This window comes from Actinomadura sp. WAC 06369 (genome assembly GCF_003947565.1).
GTDB classification, from domain to species: domain Bacteria; phylum Actinomycetota; class Actinomycetes; order Streptosporangiales; family Streptosporangiaceae; genus Spirillospora; species Spirillospora rifamycini.
In genome coordinates this window covers 1-15,595 of the sequence record NZ_QHJN01000176.1, presented here as the reverse complement: position 1 = coordinate 15,595, position 15,595 = coordinate 1, and the positions used below count along the sequence as shown (strand labels likewise).

Genomic DNA, 15,595 nt, shown 5'->3' with positions numbered 1-15,595 from the left:
GTGGTCGGGGTGGTCGGTCCGGCTGCGGCGGGGGTGGCGGCGTTCGAGGAGGACCGCGGCGGCGAGGACGAGGATGAGGGCGGCGATCTCGGCGGCGGCGAGCCAGAGGCCGAGCGGGACGGTGGCCAGGGCGGCGACGGCGGCGCCGAGGCGGATGCCGGACGGGCCGATGCGCATCACGCGGCGGAACAGGACGTCGCCCGCGAGGTAGAGGGCGACGCCGCCCGCGATGGCGAGGGCCGTCCCGGGCTTGAGGTGCTCCCAGGCGTGCTCGACGGCCTTCTTCATCCCGGCCGCCGCCACGAGGACGCCGATGATCAGCGGGATGTGCGCGTAGAAGTAGCCGAACATCGTCATCTGGACGCGGCGGACGTCGTCCGCGGCGGCCAGCGACGCCTCCGCGCGCTCGTCGTCGCCGGTGAAGTACGTCCACCAGACGGCCGCGGCGAGGGCGAGGCCGAGCAGCGCGGCGACGACGAGGCCCGCGTCCAGCTCGGCGTGCGCGGCGCCCGTCCCCACGGAGATGATCGACTCGCCGAGGGTGATCATGACGAGCAGGCCGTGCCGCTCGACGATGTGCTCGGGGCGGATGCTGAACAGGCCGCCCGCCGGGACGATGTACGGCTGGACGATCGGCACGACCAGCGCGAGCGTCCACAGCGCGTACACGACGGGGCCGCCGTCGAGCAGGCCGGCGACGATGATCAGCACGGCGGCCAGCAGGTTCGCGGGGAGGACGCGCAGGATGTTCGGGTTGCCGCGGGCGTACAGGACGACGTGCGCGAGGACGAGCAGCAGGTAGCCGAGGCCCCAGACGAGCCCGCCGCCGCCGGTGAACGCGGTCGGGGTCCCGATGGCGACCATGAAGAACCCGCCCATGCCCGCGAGGATCAGCAGCCGGTGGGGCGTGGTCCTCGGCGCGGTCATGTTCGTCAGCCAGGCGTACCCGCCGTACATCCACCAGAGGACGCCGAACATCAGGACGATCTGGAAGACGCCGAGCGGGGTGAACTCGCCGATCAGGACGTCGGTCAGCCGGATCAGCGTGAAGACGAACACGAGGTCGAAGAAGAGCTCCAGCGTCGTGACGCCGTAGACCTCCTCCTCGTCCGTGGGGGTGGGGGAGGAGGTCATGAGCCAGCCTTTGGGGGTTATGTCCGTGTAATCATGTAATCATGACACGGCTTCGGCGGCCGCGCGGGCGATATCGGTCCGGTGGTGCGAGCCGCGCAGGCCGATCTTCCCGACCGCCTCGTACGCCGCCGCGCGGGCCGCCGCGAGGTCCGCGCCCGTGCCGACGACGCTCAGCACGCGGCCGCCGCTCGCGACGAGCCGTCCGGAGTCGAAGTCCAGGCTCGTGCCCGCGTGCAGGACGTACGCGCCGTCCACGGCGTCCGCCTCCGCCAGGCCCGTGATCGTGTCGCCCTTCACCGGCGACGCCGGGTAGTCCTCGGCCGCCACGACGACCGTGACGGCGGCGCCCGGGTGCCACTCGGGCCGGGCGTCGGGGGCGAGGCCGCCGATCGCGCACGCCTGCAGGAGCGTCGCGACGGGGGTGGCGAGCCGGTCCAGGACGACCTGCGTCTCGGGGTCGCCGAACCGCGCGTTGAACTCGACCACGCGGACGCCCTTCGACGTCAGCGCGAGGCCCGCGTACAGGGTGCCGACGTACGGGGTCTCGCGGCGGCGCAGCTCGTCCAGCGTCGGCTGCACGACCGTGGCCATGACCTCGTCGACCAGGCCCTCCGGCGCCCACGGCAGCGGCGTGTAGGCGCCCATGCCGCCGGTGTTCGGGCCCGCGTCGCCGTCGAGGGCGCGCTTGAAGTCCTGCGCGGGCAGCAGGGGCACGGCGTGCCGGCCGTCGCACAGCGCGAACAGCGACACCTCCGGGCCGTCCAGGAACTCCTCGATCACGACCCGGTCGCACGCCTCCGCGTGCGCCAGCGCCACGTCGCGGTCCTCGGTCACCACGACGCCCTTGCCCGCCGCGAGCCCGTCGTCCTTCACCACGTAGGGCGGGCCGAACGCGTCGAGGGCCTCCTCCGCCTCCGCGCGGGACGAGCAGACGCGCGCGTCCGCCGTCGGCACCCCGGCCGCCGCCATGATCTCCTTGGCGAACGCCTTCGACCCCTCGATGCGGGCCGCCTCCCGGTCCGGGCCGAAGCACGGGACGCCCGCCGCGCGCAGCGCGTCCCCGACGCCCGCGACCAGCGGCGCCTCGGGCCCGATCACCACCAGTTCGGCGCGCAGCCGCGCGGCGAGCCCGGTCACCGCCGCGGGATCGGACGGGTCGAGCTGGTGGTTGTCCGCGATCTCCGCCGTGCCGGGGTTGCCCGGGGCGCAGTGGAGGGCGGTGACGGCAGGGTCGCGGTGCAGGGCGCGGGCGAGCGCATGCTCGCGGCCACCCGATCCAAGGACGAGTACTCGCACGTCACGCGAGCTTACCGATCCGGCGGCCGCGGGGCGGTTCGTCCGATGAGTCCGCCGTCACACCGGGGTGCGGTGAACTTCCCCGAACCTCACGACGTCCTAACGATCGGCTGGTACGCTGCGATCGGCCTTGACAGACCGTGGTCGTGGTGTGTCCGGAAGGAGGTGGTCGGGATGAGTCCTGGTGATCCTTGCAGTTCGCCGGAGAACCCTCACAGTCCGATGACTGTCCGTCCGTCCGCCTCCCTCTGGCGTCCGGCCGCCCCCGCGCGCTCCCTCTAGGGTCGAGCGCGCGATGCGCGCGTGGCCGGCGGTTAGGAGCACCTCATGGCCATGACGCGAGTCCGTCCCACCCGCGCGCTGTTCAAGGCGCGCCGCCCCCAGGGCACGCCGCGGCAGGGCCCGCCCCGGGGCTCCGCCGTCATCGACTGGGCCGCCTACATCGACGGCCACCGCGTCTGCACCGACACCGTCGGGGACGCCGTCCGCCTCATCCGCGACGGCCGCCTCACCCCCGAGGGCGACAGCGCCGGCTTCGTCTGGGTCGGGCTGCACGAACCGTCCGCGACCGAGCTGGCCGACCTCGCCGAGGTGTTCGGGCTGCACCCGCTCGCCGTCGAGGACGCCATCCACGCGCACCAGCGCCCGAAGCACGAGCGCTACGACGACGTCCACTTCGTCGTGATGAAGACCGTCGGCTACGTCCCGGGCGAGGACGGCTCCGAGGTCGTCGAGACCGGCGAGATCATGATCTTCTGCGGGCCCGACTTCGTCGTGACCGTCCGGCACGGCACCCACGGCGAGCTCGCGCCCGTCCGCACCCGCCTCGAGCGCGACCCGTCCCGGCTCGTGCACGGCCCGGCCGCCGTCCTGCACGCCGTCACCGACCACGTCGTCGACGGGTACGTGAACGTCGCCGACGCCGTCCAGGAGGACATCGACGAGGTCGAGGAGGCCGTCTTCTCGCCCGAGCGGACGGACGAGTCGCGCCGCATCTACCGGCTCAAGCGCGAGGTCATCCAGCTCAAGCGGGCCGTCGGCCCCCTCGCGGGCCCGCTGCGCAGCCTGTCCGGCCGCCGGTTCGTCCCGGCGGAGATCAAGGAGTACCTGCGCGACGTCGAGGACCACCTCACCCGCGTCCGCGAGCAGGTCGAGTCCTACGACGAGCTGCTGAACCCGATCCTGCAGGCGCACATGACGCAGGTGACGGTCGCCGACAACCAGGACATGCGCAAGATCTCCGCCTGGGGCGCGATCTTCATGGTGCCCACCGCCATCGCGGGCATCTACGGCATGAACTTCGACGTCATGCCCGAGACCGACTGGCGGTACGGCTACTTCATGATCCTCGGCGTCATCGGCCTCGCCTGCCTGTCCCTCTACCGCGGGTTCCGCCGCAACGGCTGGCTCTGACCCGCCGGTTCAGAGCTGCCCGAACACCCATCCGACCGCCTGCCGCCGCAGCTCCTCCGCGATGACGGAGTTCCCGCCCGGCGGGGCGGCGGTGTCCCGCGGGACGGGCGCGGCGTACGACACCGTCGGGCCGGCCGCGGCCTCCGGATCGGACGGGTCGGCGAGCGCGCCCCCGAACCGCAGGTCGCCCGCGAACCACAGCACCCCGTATCCGTCGGTCAGCGACATCCACGTGTGGTGCTGGAGCCGGGTCTTCAGCACCGCCGCCGTGTTCTCGTTCGGGTCCAGCAGGAACACGTGGACCGTCGCGCCCCACGTGTGCGCCTCGACCTGCTCCACGCGGCACGGCCACACCTGCCACGGCTCGCGCTCGAGGACCGGCGCGAGCGCGTTCGCCTCCGGGCCCGTCAGCGACCCGATGGCCGGCCGATCGTTGCGCTCCATCACCCACATGAAGAGGCAGAACGCGGGCATGACCACGCAGGCGACGGCGACGAGGGCGGCGCTCTCGAACTGCACGGCGAGCACCACCGCCAGCACCGCCGTCCCGACCACCGCCAGCACGACCATGAAGCGGCGCATCCTGCGCGCCCTCTCCATGGGCGGGCGGAGCTGCTCCAGTACCGCGGGAGTGGTGGCCGCGGCCGGTTCGGGGGAGACCGCGTAACCGAAGCGCCTGGCGAGCATCGAAGCCTCCAACGACCGGGCACCGTACCGGTCGCCGATCATCATCCTCAGAACGCCCTGCCCCCGGCAAGCGCGGTCCGGGTGCGGCCGTCCGGCGATCAGCTCCGCGCCGCGCGGGGGGTGCCGCCGTCCGGGGGGAAGAGGGCGGCTTCCAGGACGGCGACGAGCGTGTCCGCGGCGGCCGCGGTGTCGTAGCCGTCGTCGCGCAGCCACTCCCCGACGATCCCGTCGATCGCGCCGCCCGCGATGATCGCGAGCGTCCGGGGGTCCGGTCCCGGCCCGAGCCCGCGAGCCCCGCGGGCGGCCGCGAGGAGGCCGGCGAGAGGTCCCCAGCGCGTCTCCCCCGCGGGCGGGCCGGCGGCGGCCATCGCTTCGGTGATCATGCGGGCGTGGTCGCGGTGCTCGGCCAGGTGCCCCACCATCCGCCGCACGTACACGGCCGGGGCGCGCTCGGCCGGGGCCGCGTCGACGGCCGCGCCGACCTCGGCCACGAGCGCGTCCAGGACGTGGTCGAGCGCCGCCGCCACGACCGCGTCCCTGGACGCGAAGTGGTACAGCACCGCCCCCTTGGTGATCCCCGCGGTCCGCGCGATCCGGGTCAGCGACGCGGCGGCGTACCCCTCCTGCGCCACCAGGTCGATCGTGATCCGGATGAGCTGCTCGCGCCGCGCCCGCTCGATGAAGCTGCGCGTCTCGTCCGTCTTCCCGGGTGCGGGTCCCCTGGCGGTCATGGCAGGACGCTACCCCATCCCGCAGTACTGTTGAACGACGGTGAGAAATTTGACCGCTGTTCAGAAGGAGGGGCGATGGCCGGGAGCGAGCAGGCCGGGAGCGAGCGGGATCCCCAGGCCGCCGGGGAGGAAGCGGCGCCGGCACGGCGGACCGGGAGGCGCCGCCGCCGGCTGAAGATCGCGGCCGGGGCCGTCGCGGCCGGCGTCGTGGTCCTCGCGTTCGCCCTGCGCGCGCCGTCCCCGGTGGGCCACTGGAACGGCGCCGAGGCGCGCGCGGAGTTCCTGGCCGCCTACGACCGGGCGATGGCCGCCATGCCGCGGCCGGCCGCGACGCTGGACGTGCCCACCGACTTCGGGTTCGTCCGGGTCTACCGGTTCGAGGGCACCGCGGACCGGGCCGAGCCGCTGGTGCTGCTGCCCGGCCGGGCGTCGGCGTCGCCGGTGTGGGCCGACAACCTGCCGCACCTGCTCCGGGTCGGCGACGTCTACACGCTCGACCTGCTGGGCGAGCCGGGCCGGAGCGTCCAGGACGCGCCCATCACCTCCGCCGCCGACCAGGCGGCCTGGCTGCACCAGGTACTGGAGCGGCTGCCGGAGCACTCCTTCCACGTGGTCGGGATGTCGATCGGCGGGTGGACGGCCGCGAACCTCGCGGTGCGCGAACCGGCGAAGGTCGCCACCCTGACGCTCCTCGACCCGGTCTACACGTTCACCGACATACCGATCGGGACGGCGGTCCGCGCCATCCCGGCCTCGGTGCCGTGGCTGCCGAAGTCCTGGCGCGACTCGTTCAACTCCTACACCGCCGGCGGGGCTCCGGTGGAGGACGTGCCGGTGGCGGACATGATCGAGCGCGGCATGAAGGGCTACACCCTGCGGCTCCCGCAGCCGTCCCGCATCGACGAGCGGGCGCTGCGCCGCATCGGGACGCCCGTCCTGGCGCTCCTCGCCGGCGAGTCGGTGATGCACGACCCCGGCGCGTCCCGCGAGGTCGCCGAACGCGCCCTGCGGAGCGGCACGGTGAAGGTCTACCCGGACGCCTCGCACGCGATCAACGGGGAGTACCCCGAGAGGGTCGCCGCCGACATCGCCGCGTTCCTCGACGCCGCCTGACACCGCCGAACCCTCCGGCGGGCGCGCGCAGAGCCGGCGGGCCCGGAGGCCGGAATCGCGCGCCGCGTCCGCGCAACCGGTCGGGGCGGGTCGGGATAGAGCAGGGTGTCAGCACTCCCCAGACGTGGAGGACCCCCATGAAGGGATACCCCGGCCCATGGCCACGGTGAGCCCCGCGAGGGACGGGCGGGACGACGCGCGGATCGTCGCGGCGTCCCTGGACGATCCCGAGGCGTTCGGCGAGCTGTTCCGCCGGTACGGGCCCCGGATCCACGCGTACGTCCGCAGGCGGCTCGGGCCCGTCCTGGCCGACGACCTGCTGTCGGAGACGTTCGCGACCGCGTTCCGGCAGCGGGAGCGGTTCGACGGCCGCGCCGAGTTCGGCGCCTGGCTGTGGGGCATCGCGAGCAACCTGATCGCGCGGCACCACCGGCAGGAGACGCGGATGTACCGCGCGTTCGCCCGCACCGGCGTCGACCCGGCGGAGGACGGCGTCGCCGAACGGGCGAGCGAGCGCGCGACGGCGGCCGCCCTCGGACCGGCCATGGCGAAGGCGCTCGCGTCGCTGACCGTGAAGGAGCGCGGCCCCATGCTGCTGCTGGCCTGGGGCGAGATGTCGTACCCGGAGATCGCGGCGGCGCTCGACCTGCCGCTCGGAACGGTCAAGGCCCGCATCCACCGGGCCCGCAAGAAGCTCCGCAAAGCCCTCCCGGAGGAGAAGAACCATGGATGAGATCGACGCCCTGCGCGGCATGCGGACGGCGCTCGCCGAGGAGGAGTCCCCCGAGGCGCTCGCCGGGCGCATCGACTGGCGGACCGACCGGCGGACCGACCGGCGGACCGACCGGCGGGCCGCGCGGCGGGCCGCGCCGCCGAAGCCGGAACGGCGCCGGCCGCGCTTCGCGCTCCCGCTGGTGGGCGTGGTCGCGGCCGGTGCGGCGGCCGCGGCGGCCGTGGCGCTCGTCCCGGACGGCGGGGGCGGCGGCGAGGTCCGCGCGGAGCCGGGGAACGTGCTGCTGGTGGCCGCGGACAACGCGCAGAAGGCGCCGACCGGGAAGTACTGGCACGCCGAATGGGTGCTGGGCGACGTCTACACGGTCGGGAAGACGGCGGAGAACCACTACAAGGTCGATTCGCGGCAGCGGCTCATCAGCTGGGTCGGCCCCGACGGCAAGGAGCGTGCGGGGAGGCAGGAGGAGACCGACCGTCCGCTGACGGACGAGGACATGCGGAAGTGGCGGGCGGCGGGGTCCCCCGAGTGGCTGGACGTGCCCGACCCCGTAGGGCCCGGGCAGATCGGCCTGTGGATGGCGGAGCCGGAGTCGCGTCAGCTGTTCCCATGGGACCTCTACGAGGGTGCGTTCGGCCTGTCCGTCCAGGAGATCGAGAGCATGCCGACGGAGGCGGGGGCGCTGAAGAACACGCTGCTCGGTCTGAAGGGCGACTGGCACGCGTACACGTCCGGTGACACCGGGAAGGAGCCGATCCGGGCCCTGGAGGGCGCGGAGCGCGTCCGGGCGTTGAGCGAGGTGGCGGGGACGCTGCTGTCGAGCGCCCCGGCGCCGCCGAAGGTGCGTGCGGCGGCGTTCCGGATGCTCGCCGACCTGCCGGGAGTCGAGGTCGGGGGCGAGGCGGCCGACCGGATGGGGCGCAAGGGGACCGTGGTCTCGCTGCCACTGGAGACGACCATGCCGCTGGGCCTGTACACCGCGCCGAAGCAGCTCGGCACCTACGAACGGCAGTTCATCGTCGACCCGGCGAAGGGCGCCCTGCTGGAGATCCGGGACGTGGTGGCCACGCCGCCGAAGGGGTCCCGGACGCTCCCGCCGGGGGACGACGGCAAGCCCCGCAGCCTCCGGGCCGAGAACATGCCCGATCGGTTCCACAAGCCCGGTGAGCTGGCCGGATACCAGCTCTTCACCGTGGCCGAATGGACGGACGAACGCCCGGAGTGAGCGCCGTCCGGTCGGCCGCGCGGCCCTCCGGCCCTGCGGCCGACCGGAGGTTCGAGGTATGGCCCGCCCTACCGCGAAGAGTCGGTCTGGCCCTGATGTTTCGCGCCCTTCGCTCACTTAGCGTTATCTCAGGTGACGGAACGGGGAGGACCGATGAGAGCGCGGAACGTCTACACGCGGACGACGGCGGTGGCGGCGGCAGCGGCCGCCGCCCTGGCCCTGGCGGCGGCACCCGCCGGCGCCCGGACGGCGGAGGGCTCCGCCCTCCAGCGCGATCTCGACGCGCTGCGGAGAACCGGGGTGACCGGCACCTGGGCCGAGGCGACCGCCGGGCGGCGCACGCTGACCGCCCGCTCGGGCGTCGCCGACCTCGCCACCGGACGTCCGGTGCCGCGCAACGCGCACTACCGGATCGGCAGCACCACCAAGACCTACGTCGCCGTGGTGGTCCTGCAACTGGTCGCCGAGGGCCGGATCGGCCTCGACGACACCGTGGAGCGGTGGCTGCCCGGCGTGGTCGCCGGCAACGGCAACGACGGGCGCAAGATCACGGTCCGGCAGTTGCTGAGACACAACAGCGGCCTCCACGACTACATCCTCGACCAGCCGATGTACAAGGCCGCGGTCACCGAGGGGTACCGGGGCTTCGTCCGGGAGCGGTTCCGGACCCACCGCCCCGAGGAACTCGTGGCGATGGCCATGGGGCACCGCCCCCACTGGGTCCCCGAGGGGCCGGACGAGCAGCGCTGGTCGTACTCCAACACCAACTACATCCTCGCCGGAATGATCATCGAGAGGGCGACCGGGCGCGACTGGAAGGAGGAGGTGCGCACCCGGATCACCGGGCCGCTGGGCCTGCGCCGCACCGCCGTCCCGCCGGACCCGCGGCGCTTCCCCGGCCCGCACGCGACGGCCTACCAGCGCTTCCTCGACGACGACCGGCTGTACGACGTGACGCTCACCGCCGACGCGTACGCCGACGGCGGCCTGGTCGCCACCACCGGCGAGGTCGGCCGGTTCTTCCGCGCCCTCATGCGCGGCGACCTGCTGCCCCCGGCGCAGATGGCCGAGATGAAGGAGACCGTCCCGATGCGGGAACCGGGCGGCGCCGGGACGTCCGGGGGCCGGTACGGGCTCGGCCTCGAATGGAGCCCGCTGACCTGCGGCGGCGGCTACTGGCACCACGGCGGCGACTCGCTCGGCGTCTCCAACCGCCTCGGAGTCGCCCCCGACGGCCGCCGCAGCGTCGTCGTGGCCATCTCCACCGAGACCCTCGACGAACACACCGAGACCACGAAGGACGCCGCCGCCGCCCGCCTCATCGACCGGGCCCTGTGCGCCCCCACCGGAGACCGCTCCTCGTGACGCCCCATGGCCGGGCCCACGCCCCCCGACCCAACGGAGCACCACGCGCTCACAGGCTGCGAGCCCGGCGGTGGAGTTCGACGGCGGCGCGGGCATCGGCACCTTCCTCGCGTGGCACGTCGCCTCCCGCGTGTTCCCGCCCCGGTACGAAGTGGGCGCGGCCCTCCTGGTGGGACGGCCGCGCCCGGTCGGCGGAACTCGGGTGCCTGCGGGGTGGTGAAGACGGACGTCTTCGCCTTGACCCGGGTCCTGCGTAGCTATTCGTTGTTGCTGGTCGCCGGGGTTCGGGGGGTGGGACGTGGGCGGATGAGGAGGGCGATCGCGGCGCTGAGCAGGACGAGCGCCGTGACGAAGAGCCAGCCGTTCTCGAAGGTGTCGCGGGCGCCCGCGGTGTGGACGTCCGCGGTGGTGCGGGTGCCGAGGATCGCCACGAGGCCGGCGACCCCGAGGGCGTAGCCGGTCTGGCGGGCGGTGTTGACGATGGCGCTGCCCGTGGCGGCCTGGGCCGGGGCGAGGTCGGCGGTGGCGGTGCCGAGGAGGGTGGGCATCGCGATGCCGATACCGACGCCGATGACGATCCAGCCGGGGAGGACGTCGGTCGCGTAGTGGGTCGCGCCCTGGACGGCCAGGAGCAGCGACCCCGCGGCGAAGACCGCCAGTCCGACCGCGATGACGAACCTCGCCGGCACGTCCCTCGCCCAGCGCTGGGTGAGGGCCGCGAAGAGCGGCACGGCCAGCGGACCGGGCAGCAGCGCCAGTCCGGCCTGCAGCGGGTCGTAGCCGGCCGCGGTCTCCAGCCAGAGCGAGACGCCGAGGAAGACGGCGCTGAAGGCGCCGGTGAAAAGGAGGGTCGCGACGTTGGCGATGGTGAAGCTGGGCACGCGGAACAGCCGCGGGGGCATGACCGGCTCCGGATGGGTGCGCATGCGGTGGAGCAGCACCAGCACGGCCAGCACGGTGATCACGGCGGCGAGGAGCGTTCCGGGGGCGAGCCAGCCCCGGTCTTCGGCCTTGACCAAGCCCAGTGACAGGGCGCCCACCGCGGCGGCGATGGCCAGCGCCCCGACCGGGTCGGGGATCCGCGTGCGTGCGGCCGGCGGGCTTTTCGGGAGGAGGCGTGCGGCCATCACGAACGCGACCAGGCCGATGGGGAGGTTGAGCAGGAACGCCCAGCGCCACGAGCTCTGGGCCAGGAGCCCGCCGATGACCGGGCCGGCCGCACCCGCGAAGGAGGAGCTCGTGGCCCAGATCTTCACGCCGCCGGCGCGGCGCGCCTCGGGCAGGACGCTGAGGATCAACCCCAGGCTGGCCGGGGTCAGCACCGCGGCGCCGACGGCCTGGGCGACCCGGAAGGCGATGAGGAACTCCAGCGTGGGCGCGGCGGCGCAACCGACGCTCGCGATCGTGAACAGTCCGAGGCCGACGAGGAATCCCTGCTTGCGGCCGTACCTGTCCGCGAGGCTCCCGGCCGGGATCAGGCAGGCCGCGTAGACGACGGTGTAGGCGTTGAGGATCCAGCTGAGCCCCGCCAGGGAGGAACCGGAGTAGGTCTCGCCGATCGACCCGAGGGCGACGTTCACGATGAACAGGTCGAGCATCGTCATGAACGCCGCCGTGCACAGCAGCACGATGGTCCAGGTGGCCGCGTGCTCCGGGACCTCGGCCGCCGGCGCGGGGGCGCTGCTCGACGCGGGCGCGCGGGTGCTCACCGGCGGTCCAGCCTCTCGATGGTGGCGGCGTCGGCGAGCCCGCTGGCCTCGAAGGCGTCGATGTCGTCGATGCTCAGGACTTCGGCGCGGCGGTCGACCGGATGGACGTCGGCGTGGGCGGCGCCTGGCTTGCCCTTCGCCAAGGGGGTGCGGACCGCATCGGTGATCACGGCAGCGGGCATGGCAACCTCCGGGGGGTAGGTTGGTAAATCAAACTGACGTCAGTGTGCAGTAGTCGGTTTGGATTCACAACTCACTGCCGCGAGAATGTGAGCATGCCGACAGCACCCGCGGAGGAAACGCCCAGGGACTGCACGATCGCCGACGCCCTCGAAGTCGTCGGGGACCGCTGGAGTCTGCTCGTGGTGCGCGAGCTCTTCTACGCCCAGCGGAGGTTCACCGAGATCGCCCGCAACACCGGCGCGCCCCGCGACATCCTCACCACACGGCTCAAGAAGCTGGTCGAGCACGGCGTGCTCGCCCGCGAGCAGTACAGCGAGCGGCCGGTCCGCTACGAGTACCGCCTCACCGACAAGGGCCGCGCCCTCTCACCCGTGCTGCTGACCCTGAAGCGGTGGGGCCACGAGCACGTCAGGCAGGAAGAGGACCCCGTCCGGTTCGAGCACACCTGCGGGCACGAGTTCGTCGCCGAGGTGCACTGCACGGCGTGCGGCGACGCGCTCGGCCACGGGGAGCTCACCCTGGACCCCAAGCAGTAGGCGGCCGAGCGCCGCTCGGGATCAGGCCGGGACCAGGGCGCGGGCGGCCATGTCGGGGTAGTCGGTGACGATGGCGTCGGCGCCGTACTTCACGAAGCGGGCCATGTCCTCGGGGTCGTTCACCGTCCAGACGGCGACGGCGAGGCCCGCGTCGTGGGCGTCGTCCACGAGCCCGGGCGTGGTGATCGCGTGCTCGGGGGACAGGGCGGTCGCGCCCGCGGCCGCCGCGGACGCGACGGGGTCGCGGGAGGGGAGGCCCGCGAGCCAGCGGGTGCCGGGGGCGAGCGTCTTGCGCTCGATGAGCGCGACCCGGCCGAACTCGCGCGGGGTCTCGGTGAGGACGCGCCAGTCGAAGGCGAGCAGGCGGCTGCGGGCGGCGAGCCCGGCGGTGCGCAGGACGTCCGCGACGGCGGCGACGAACCGCGCCACGTCGGCGTCCGGCCAGGACGGGTCGGTCTTGAGCTCCACGGCCAGCGCGGCGCCCGACGGGGCGACGAGGTCGCAGACCTCGGCGAGCGTCGGGATCCGCGTCCCCGGGGCCGCCCGCTGCGTGACGGCGAACGCGTCGGCCGTCCGGCGGGTGCCGGCGTCGAGGGTGCGGAGCTGCGCGAGGGTGAGGTCGCGGACGGCCTTCCCCACGTAGGGGAACGCCGGGTCGCCCGGGTGCGCGGGCGCGGTGTCGGCGAGCGTCACCGGCGACAGGACCTGGTCGTGGCCGAGGACGACGACACCGTCGGCCGACAGGCCCACATCGAGTTCGACGGCGTCGACGCCCAGGTCCAGCGCGTGCGCGAAACCGGGAAGGGTGTTCTCCGGAAGGAGGCCGCGGGCGCCGCGGTGGCCGTGCAGCTCGGCGGTACGGATCACGGTGAGCAACCGTACCCGCCGAACCGCAATGGCCGGTGACGGGAGTCAGACGAGCGGGCGGAGCTGCAGTGTCTGGTCCCGGCCGGGGCCGACGCCGATCGCGGAGATCTGGGCGCCCGACATCTCCTCCAGGGCCCGGACGTACGCCTGCGCGTTCTTCGGGAGGTCCTCGAAGGTCCGGGCGGCGGTGATGTCCTCGCGCCAGCCGTCCAGGTACTCGAGGATCGGCTTCGCGTGGTGGAAGTCGGTCTGCGTGGTGGGCAGCTCGTCGACCCGCTCGCCGTCCACGTCGTACGCGACGCAGACGGGGACGCGGTCCAGCCCGGACAGGACGTCCAGCTTCGTGAGGAAGTAGTCGGTGACGCCGTTGACGCGGGTGGCGTAGCGGGCGATGACGGCGTCGAACCAGCCGCAGCGGCGGTCGCGGCCGGTGGTGACGCCGTACTCCCCGCCGGTCTTGCGGAGGTACTCGCCCTGCTCGTCGAGCAGCTCCGTGGGGAACGGGCCCGAGCCGACGCGGGTGGTGTACGCCTTGAGGATGCCGATCACCCGGTTGATCTTCGTGGGGCCGACGCCGGAGCCCGCGCAGGCACCGCCCGCGGTCGGGGACGACGACGTCACGAACGGGTACGTGCCGTGGTCGATGTCGAGGAGCGTGCCCTGCGCGCCCTCGAGCAGCACGACCTTGTCGTCGTCCAGGGCCTTGTTCAGGACGAGCGTGGTGTCGGTGACGAACGGGCGGAGCCGCTCCCCGTACGCGACGTACTCCTGGACGATCGGGCCGGTGTCGATGCGGCGCCGGTTGTACACCTTCGTGAGGACCTGGTTCTTCTCGCGGAGCGCCAGGTCGAGCTTCTGCGTGAGGATGTTCGGGTCGAACAGGTCCTGGACGCGGATGCCCATCCGGTTGATCTTGTCGGCGTAGGCGGGGCCGATGCCGCGGCCGGTCGTGCCGATGCGGGCCTTGCCGAGGTAGCGCTCGGTGACCTTGTCGAGGGCCCGGTGGTGGGGCATGATCAGGTGCGCGTTGCCGGAGATGAGCAGGCGTTCGCAGCTCACGCCGCGGGCGCGCAGACCGTCGATCTCCTCCAGCAGGACGGCCGGGTCGATCACGACGCCGTTGCCGATCACGGGGACGACGTCGGGGGACAGCACCCCCGAGGGCAGCAGGTGCAGTGCGTAGCTCTTGTCGCCGATGACGACGGTGTGGCCCGCGTTGTTGCCGCCCTGGTAGCGGACGACGTAGTCGACGTCTCCGCCCAGCAGGTCGGTGGCCTTGCCCTTCCCTTCGTCTCCCCACTGAGCCCCGACCAGAACGATCGCCGGCATGAAGATTCACCCTTCCCACGACGAAAGGCCCCTGAATCGCAAGTGCGAAAGGGGCCTCTTGCGGTCAGATCGTACCCGCATGCGGGCGCCGAGAAAACCCCGGGCCGGGCGGCGACCCTGGTCAGCGGCCCTGGACGGCCGCGCGCCGGGGCCAGTGCCGGTCGGCGAACAGCCGCGCGACCAGCTCGCCGCGGCTCGACGCCCCCGTCTTCCCGAAAATCGCTTTGACGTGGTCGCGGACGGTGTGCGGGGAGATGACCAGTTCGGCGGCGATGTCGCCGGTGGGCAGTCCCCGCGCGATCAGCTCGGTGATCTCCAGCTCGCGCGGCGACAGCCCGTAGGCGTCCGCGATCAGCGGCGCGAGGTCGGGTCCGGCGGCGGGCTGGACGACGACGGCGGTGGGGCCGGGCGCGCCGCCCGGGCCCTCGGTGCAGGTCGCGTGGCAGACGAGCCACCGCCCGTCGTGGGTGCGGACCCGGATCCGAGCGTCCTCCCGGTCGTGCCCGGACGCGACGGCCCGCGCCTGCGCGGCCGTCCCGACCAGCCAGATCGGCAGCGGCGGCCCGAGCGGGGACGGTACCGACGGCCCGGCCGCGACCCGCGCGAGGTGGTACCGGGCCTCGTCGTTGATCGACAGCGGCACCCCGGCCGGATCGAACAGCACGAGCCCCGGCCCCGGCCCGTCCGCCCCTCCGCCGCCGGTGGGGACGGCGAGGGTGCGCAGGCGGGCGGCCAGGGGCGCGGAGAGGCCCGCGACCAGCGACACCTCGGCGGGGGTGAAGGGGGCGCGGCCCTTCTCCCGGAACAGGCTGGCGACGCCCCACGGGCGCCCGCCGACGCGCAGCACGGCGCGCAGCTCGTCCCCGACGCCCTGCCGGGCGAGGAGCTTGCGGAACTGGACGCTGCGGGCGGGCAGGTCGCCGGTCGCGGCCCGCAGCCCGGCGGCGGGCACGGCGGCGCGGGCCAGCTCGCGGAACGGGAGGACGGTCTCCTCCAGCAGCGCGGTCTCCCAGTAGGCGAAGCAGTCCTCGCCGCGGCCGAGGTTCTCGACGTGCATCGGCGCGGTGACGAGCCCGGTGCCGGGGTCGGTCGCGGACCAGGCGGCGGCCTGGAAGCCGACGAGCCGGCGGAGCCGCGCGGACACCGCACCGAACAGGGCCGCCGCGTCGGGTGCGCGTTCGGCGCCGTCCAGCAGCGCGCGTCGGTCGTCCATACGGCCAGTCTGCCCGGGGACGGACGCGCCCGGACCCCCTCGAACGGGGGGGTCCGGGCGCGTC

The 15,595-nt window shown here is 73.7% G+C and carries 15 protein-coding genes; 6 read left to right on the top strand and 9 right to left on the bottom strand.

Annotated features, from left to right (window positions below):
* On the bottom strand, window positions 1-1,134 hold a 1,134-nt coding region (locus tag DMH08_RS32985; RefSeq protein ID WP_148108620.1), incomplete at its 3' end, for a low temperature requirement protein A.
* Between the two features lie 39 nt (window positions 1,135-1,173).
* Entirely contained in the window at window positions 1,174-2,430 is a 1,257-nt protein-coding gene (gene purD / locus DMH08_RS32980) for a phosphoribosylamine--glycine ligase (RefSeq protein WP_125619942.1), read from the bottom strand.
* Between the two features lie 327 nt (window positions 2,431-2,757).
* Between purD and DMH08_RS32975 the strand changes: the two genes are divergently transcribed.
* A complete protein-coding gene (locus tag DMH08_RS32975) occupies window positions 2,758-3,843 on the top strand; it encodes a magnesium and cobalt transport protein CorA (RefSeq protein WP_026405097.1) in 1,086 nt (361 codons plus the stop codon).
* Between the two features lie 9 nt (window positions 3,844-3,852).
* Here the strand turns inward: DMH08_RS32975 and DMH08_RS32970 are convergent, their stop codons facing one another.
* Both DMH08_RS32970 and DMH08_RS32965 read right to left on the bottom strand, forming a co-directional pair.
* A complete protein-coding gene (locus DMH08_RS32970; RefSeq protein WP_125619940.1) occupies window positions 3,853-4,530 on the bottom strand; it encodes a hypothetical protein in 678 nt (225 codons plus the stop codon).
* Between the two features lie 98 nt (window positions 4,531-4,628).
* Entirely contained in the window at window positions 4,629-5,261 is a 633-nt protein-coding gene (locus tag DMH08_RS32965) for a TetR/AcrR family transcriptional regulator (RefSeq protein WP_125619938.1), read from the bottom strand.
* A gap of 75 nt (window positions 5,262-5,336) precedes the next feature.
* Here DMH08_RS32965 and DMH08_RS32960 point away from each other — a divergent pair, with 75 nt between their 5' ends.
* The 4 genes from DMH08_RS32960 (at window position 5,337) to DMH08_RS32945 (ending at window position 9,694) form a co-directional block, all read left to right on the top strand.
* Entirely contained in the window at window positions 5,337-6,374 is a 1,038-nt protein-coding gene (locus tag DMH08_RS32960) for an alpha/beta fold hydrolase (protein ID WP_125619936.1), read from the top strand.
* Window positions 6,375-6,531: 157 nt separating this feature from the next.
* Window positions 6,532-7,107, top strand: a complete 576-nt coding sequence (locus DMH08_RS32955; protein WP_034520737.1) for an RNA polymerase sigma factor — start codon at window positions 6,532-6,534, stop codon at window positions 7,105-7,107.
* On the top strand, window positions 7,100-8,329 hold the full coding sequence (locus DMH08_RS32950; protein ID WP_125619934.1) for a CU044_5270 family protein: 1,230 nt from the start codon (window positions 7,100-7,102) through the stop codon (window positions 8,327-8,329). Before DMH08_RS32955 ends, DMH08_RS32950 begins: the two co-directional genes overlap by 8 nt.
* 153 nt (window positions 8,330-8,482) lie before the next feature.
* Window positions 8,483-9,694: a serine hydrolase domain-containing protein gene (locus DMH08_RS32945; protein ID WP_125619932.1), complete on the top strand. Its 1,212-nt coding sequence runs from the start codon at window positions 8,483-8,485 to the stop codon at window positions 9,692-9,694.
* 257 nt (window positions 9,695-9,951) lie between these two features.
* Here the strand turns inward: DMH08_RS32945 and DMH08_RS32940 are convergent, their stop codons facing one another.
* Together DMH08_RS32940 and DMH08_RS32935 are read right to left on the bottom strand one after the other, a co-directional pair.
* The gene (locus DMH08_RS32940) at window positions 9,952-11,403 is read right to left on the bottom strand and encodes an MFS transporter (protein ID WP_199748122.1); all 1,452 of its coding nucleotides are present in this window, start codon (window positions 11,401-11,403) and stop codon (window positions 9,952-9,954) included.
* A complete protein-coding gene (locus DMH08_RS32935; RefSeq protein ID WP_125619930.1) occupies window positions 11,400-11,585 on the bottom strand; it encodes a hypothetical protein in 186 nt (61 codons plus the stop codon). The genes DMH08_RS32940 and DMH08_RS32935 overlap by 4 nt, the downstream gene beginning before the upstream one ends.
* Window positions 11,586-11,678: 93 nt before the next feature.
* Between DMH08_RS32935 and DMH08_RS32930 the strand changes: the two genes are divergently transcribed.
* Window positions 11,679-12,122, top strand: a complete 444-nt coding sequence (locus DMH08_RS32930; RefSeq protein WP_026405105.1) for a winged helix-turn-helix transcriptional regulator — start codon at window positions 11,679-11,681, stop codon at window positions 12,120-12,122.
* Window positions 12,123-12,143: 21 nt separating this feature from the next.
* On the opposite strand, the gene DMH08_RS32925 is transcribed toward DMH08_RS32930, so the two are convergent.
* The 3 genes from DMH08_RS32925 to DMH08_RS32915 form a co-directional block, all read right to left on the bottom strand.
* Window positions 12,144-12,989 carry a glycerophosphodiester phosphodiesterase family protein gene (locus DMH08_RS32925; protein ID WP_233617949.1) on the bottom strand — a complete coding sequence of 282 codons (846 nt, stop codon included), beginning with the start codon at window positions 12,987-12,989 and terminating at the stop codon, window positions 12,144-12,146.
* A gap of 45 nt (window positions 12,990-13,034) precedes the next feature.
* Window positions 13,035-14,318, bottom strand: coding sequence for an adenylosuccinate synthase (locus tag DMH08_RS32920; protein ID WP_026405106.1), 1,284 nt, complete (start codon window positions 14,316-14,318; stop codon window positions 13,035-13,037).
* Window positions 14,319-14,439: 121 nt separating this feature from the next.
* Window positions 14,440-15,531 (bottom strand): helix-turn-helix domain-containing protein, encoded by a 1,092-nt coding sequence (locus DMH08_RS32915; RefSeq protein ID WP_125619926.1) that lies wholly within the window; start codon window positions 15,529-15,531, stop codon window positions 14,440-14,442.
* Between the last annotated feature and the right edge of the window lie 64 nt (window positions 15,532-15,595).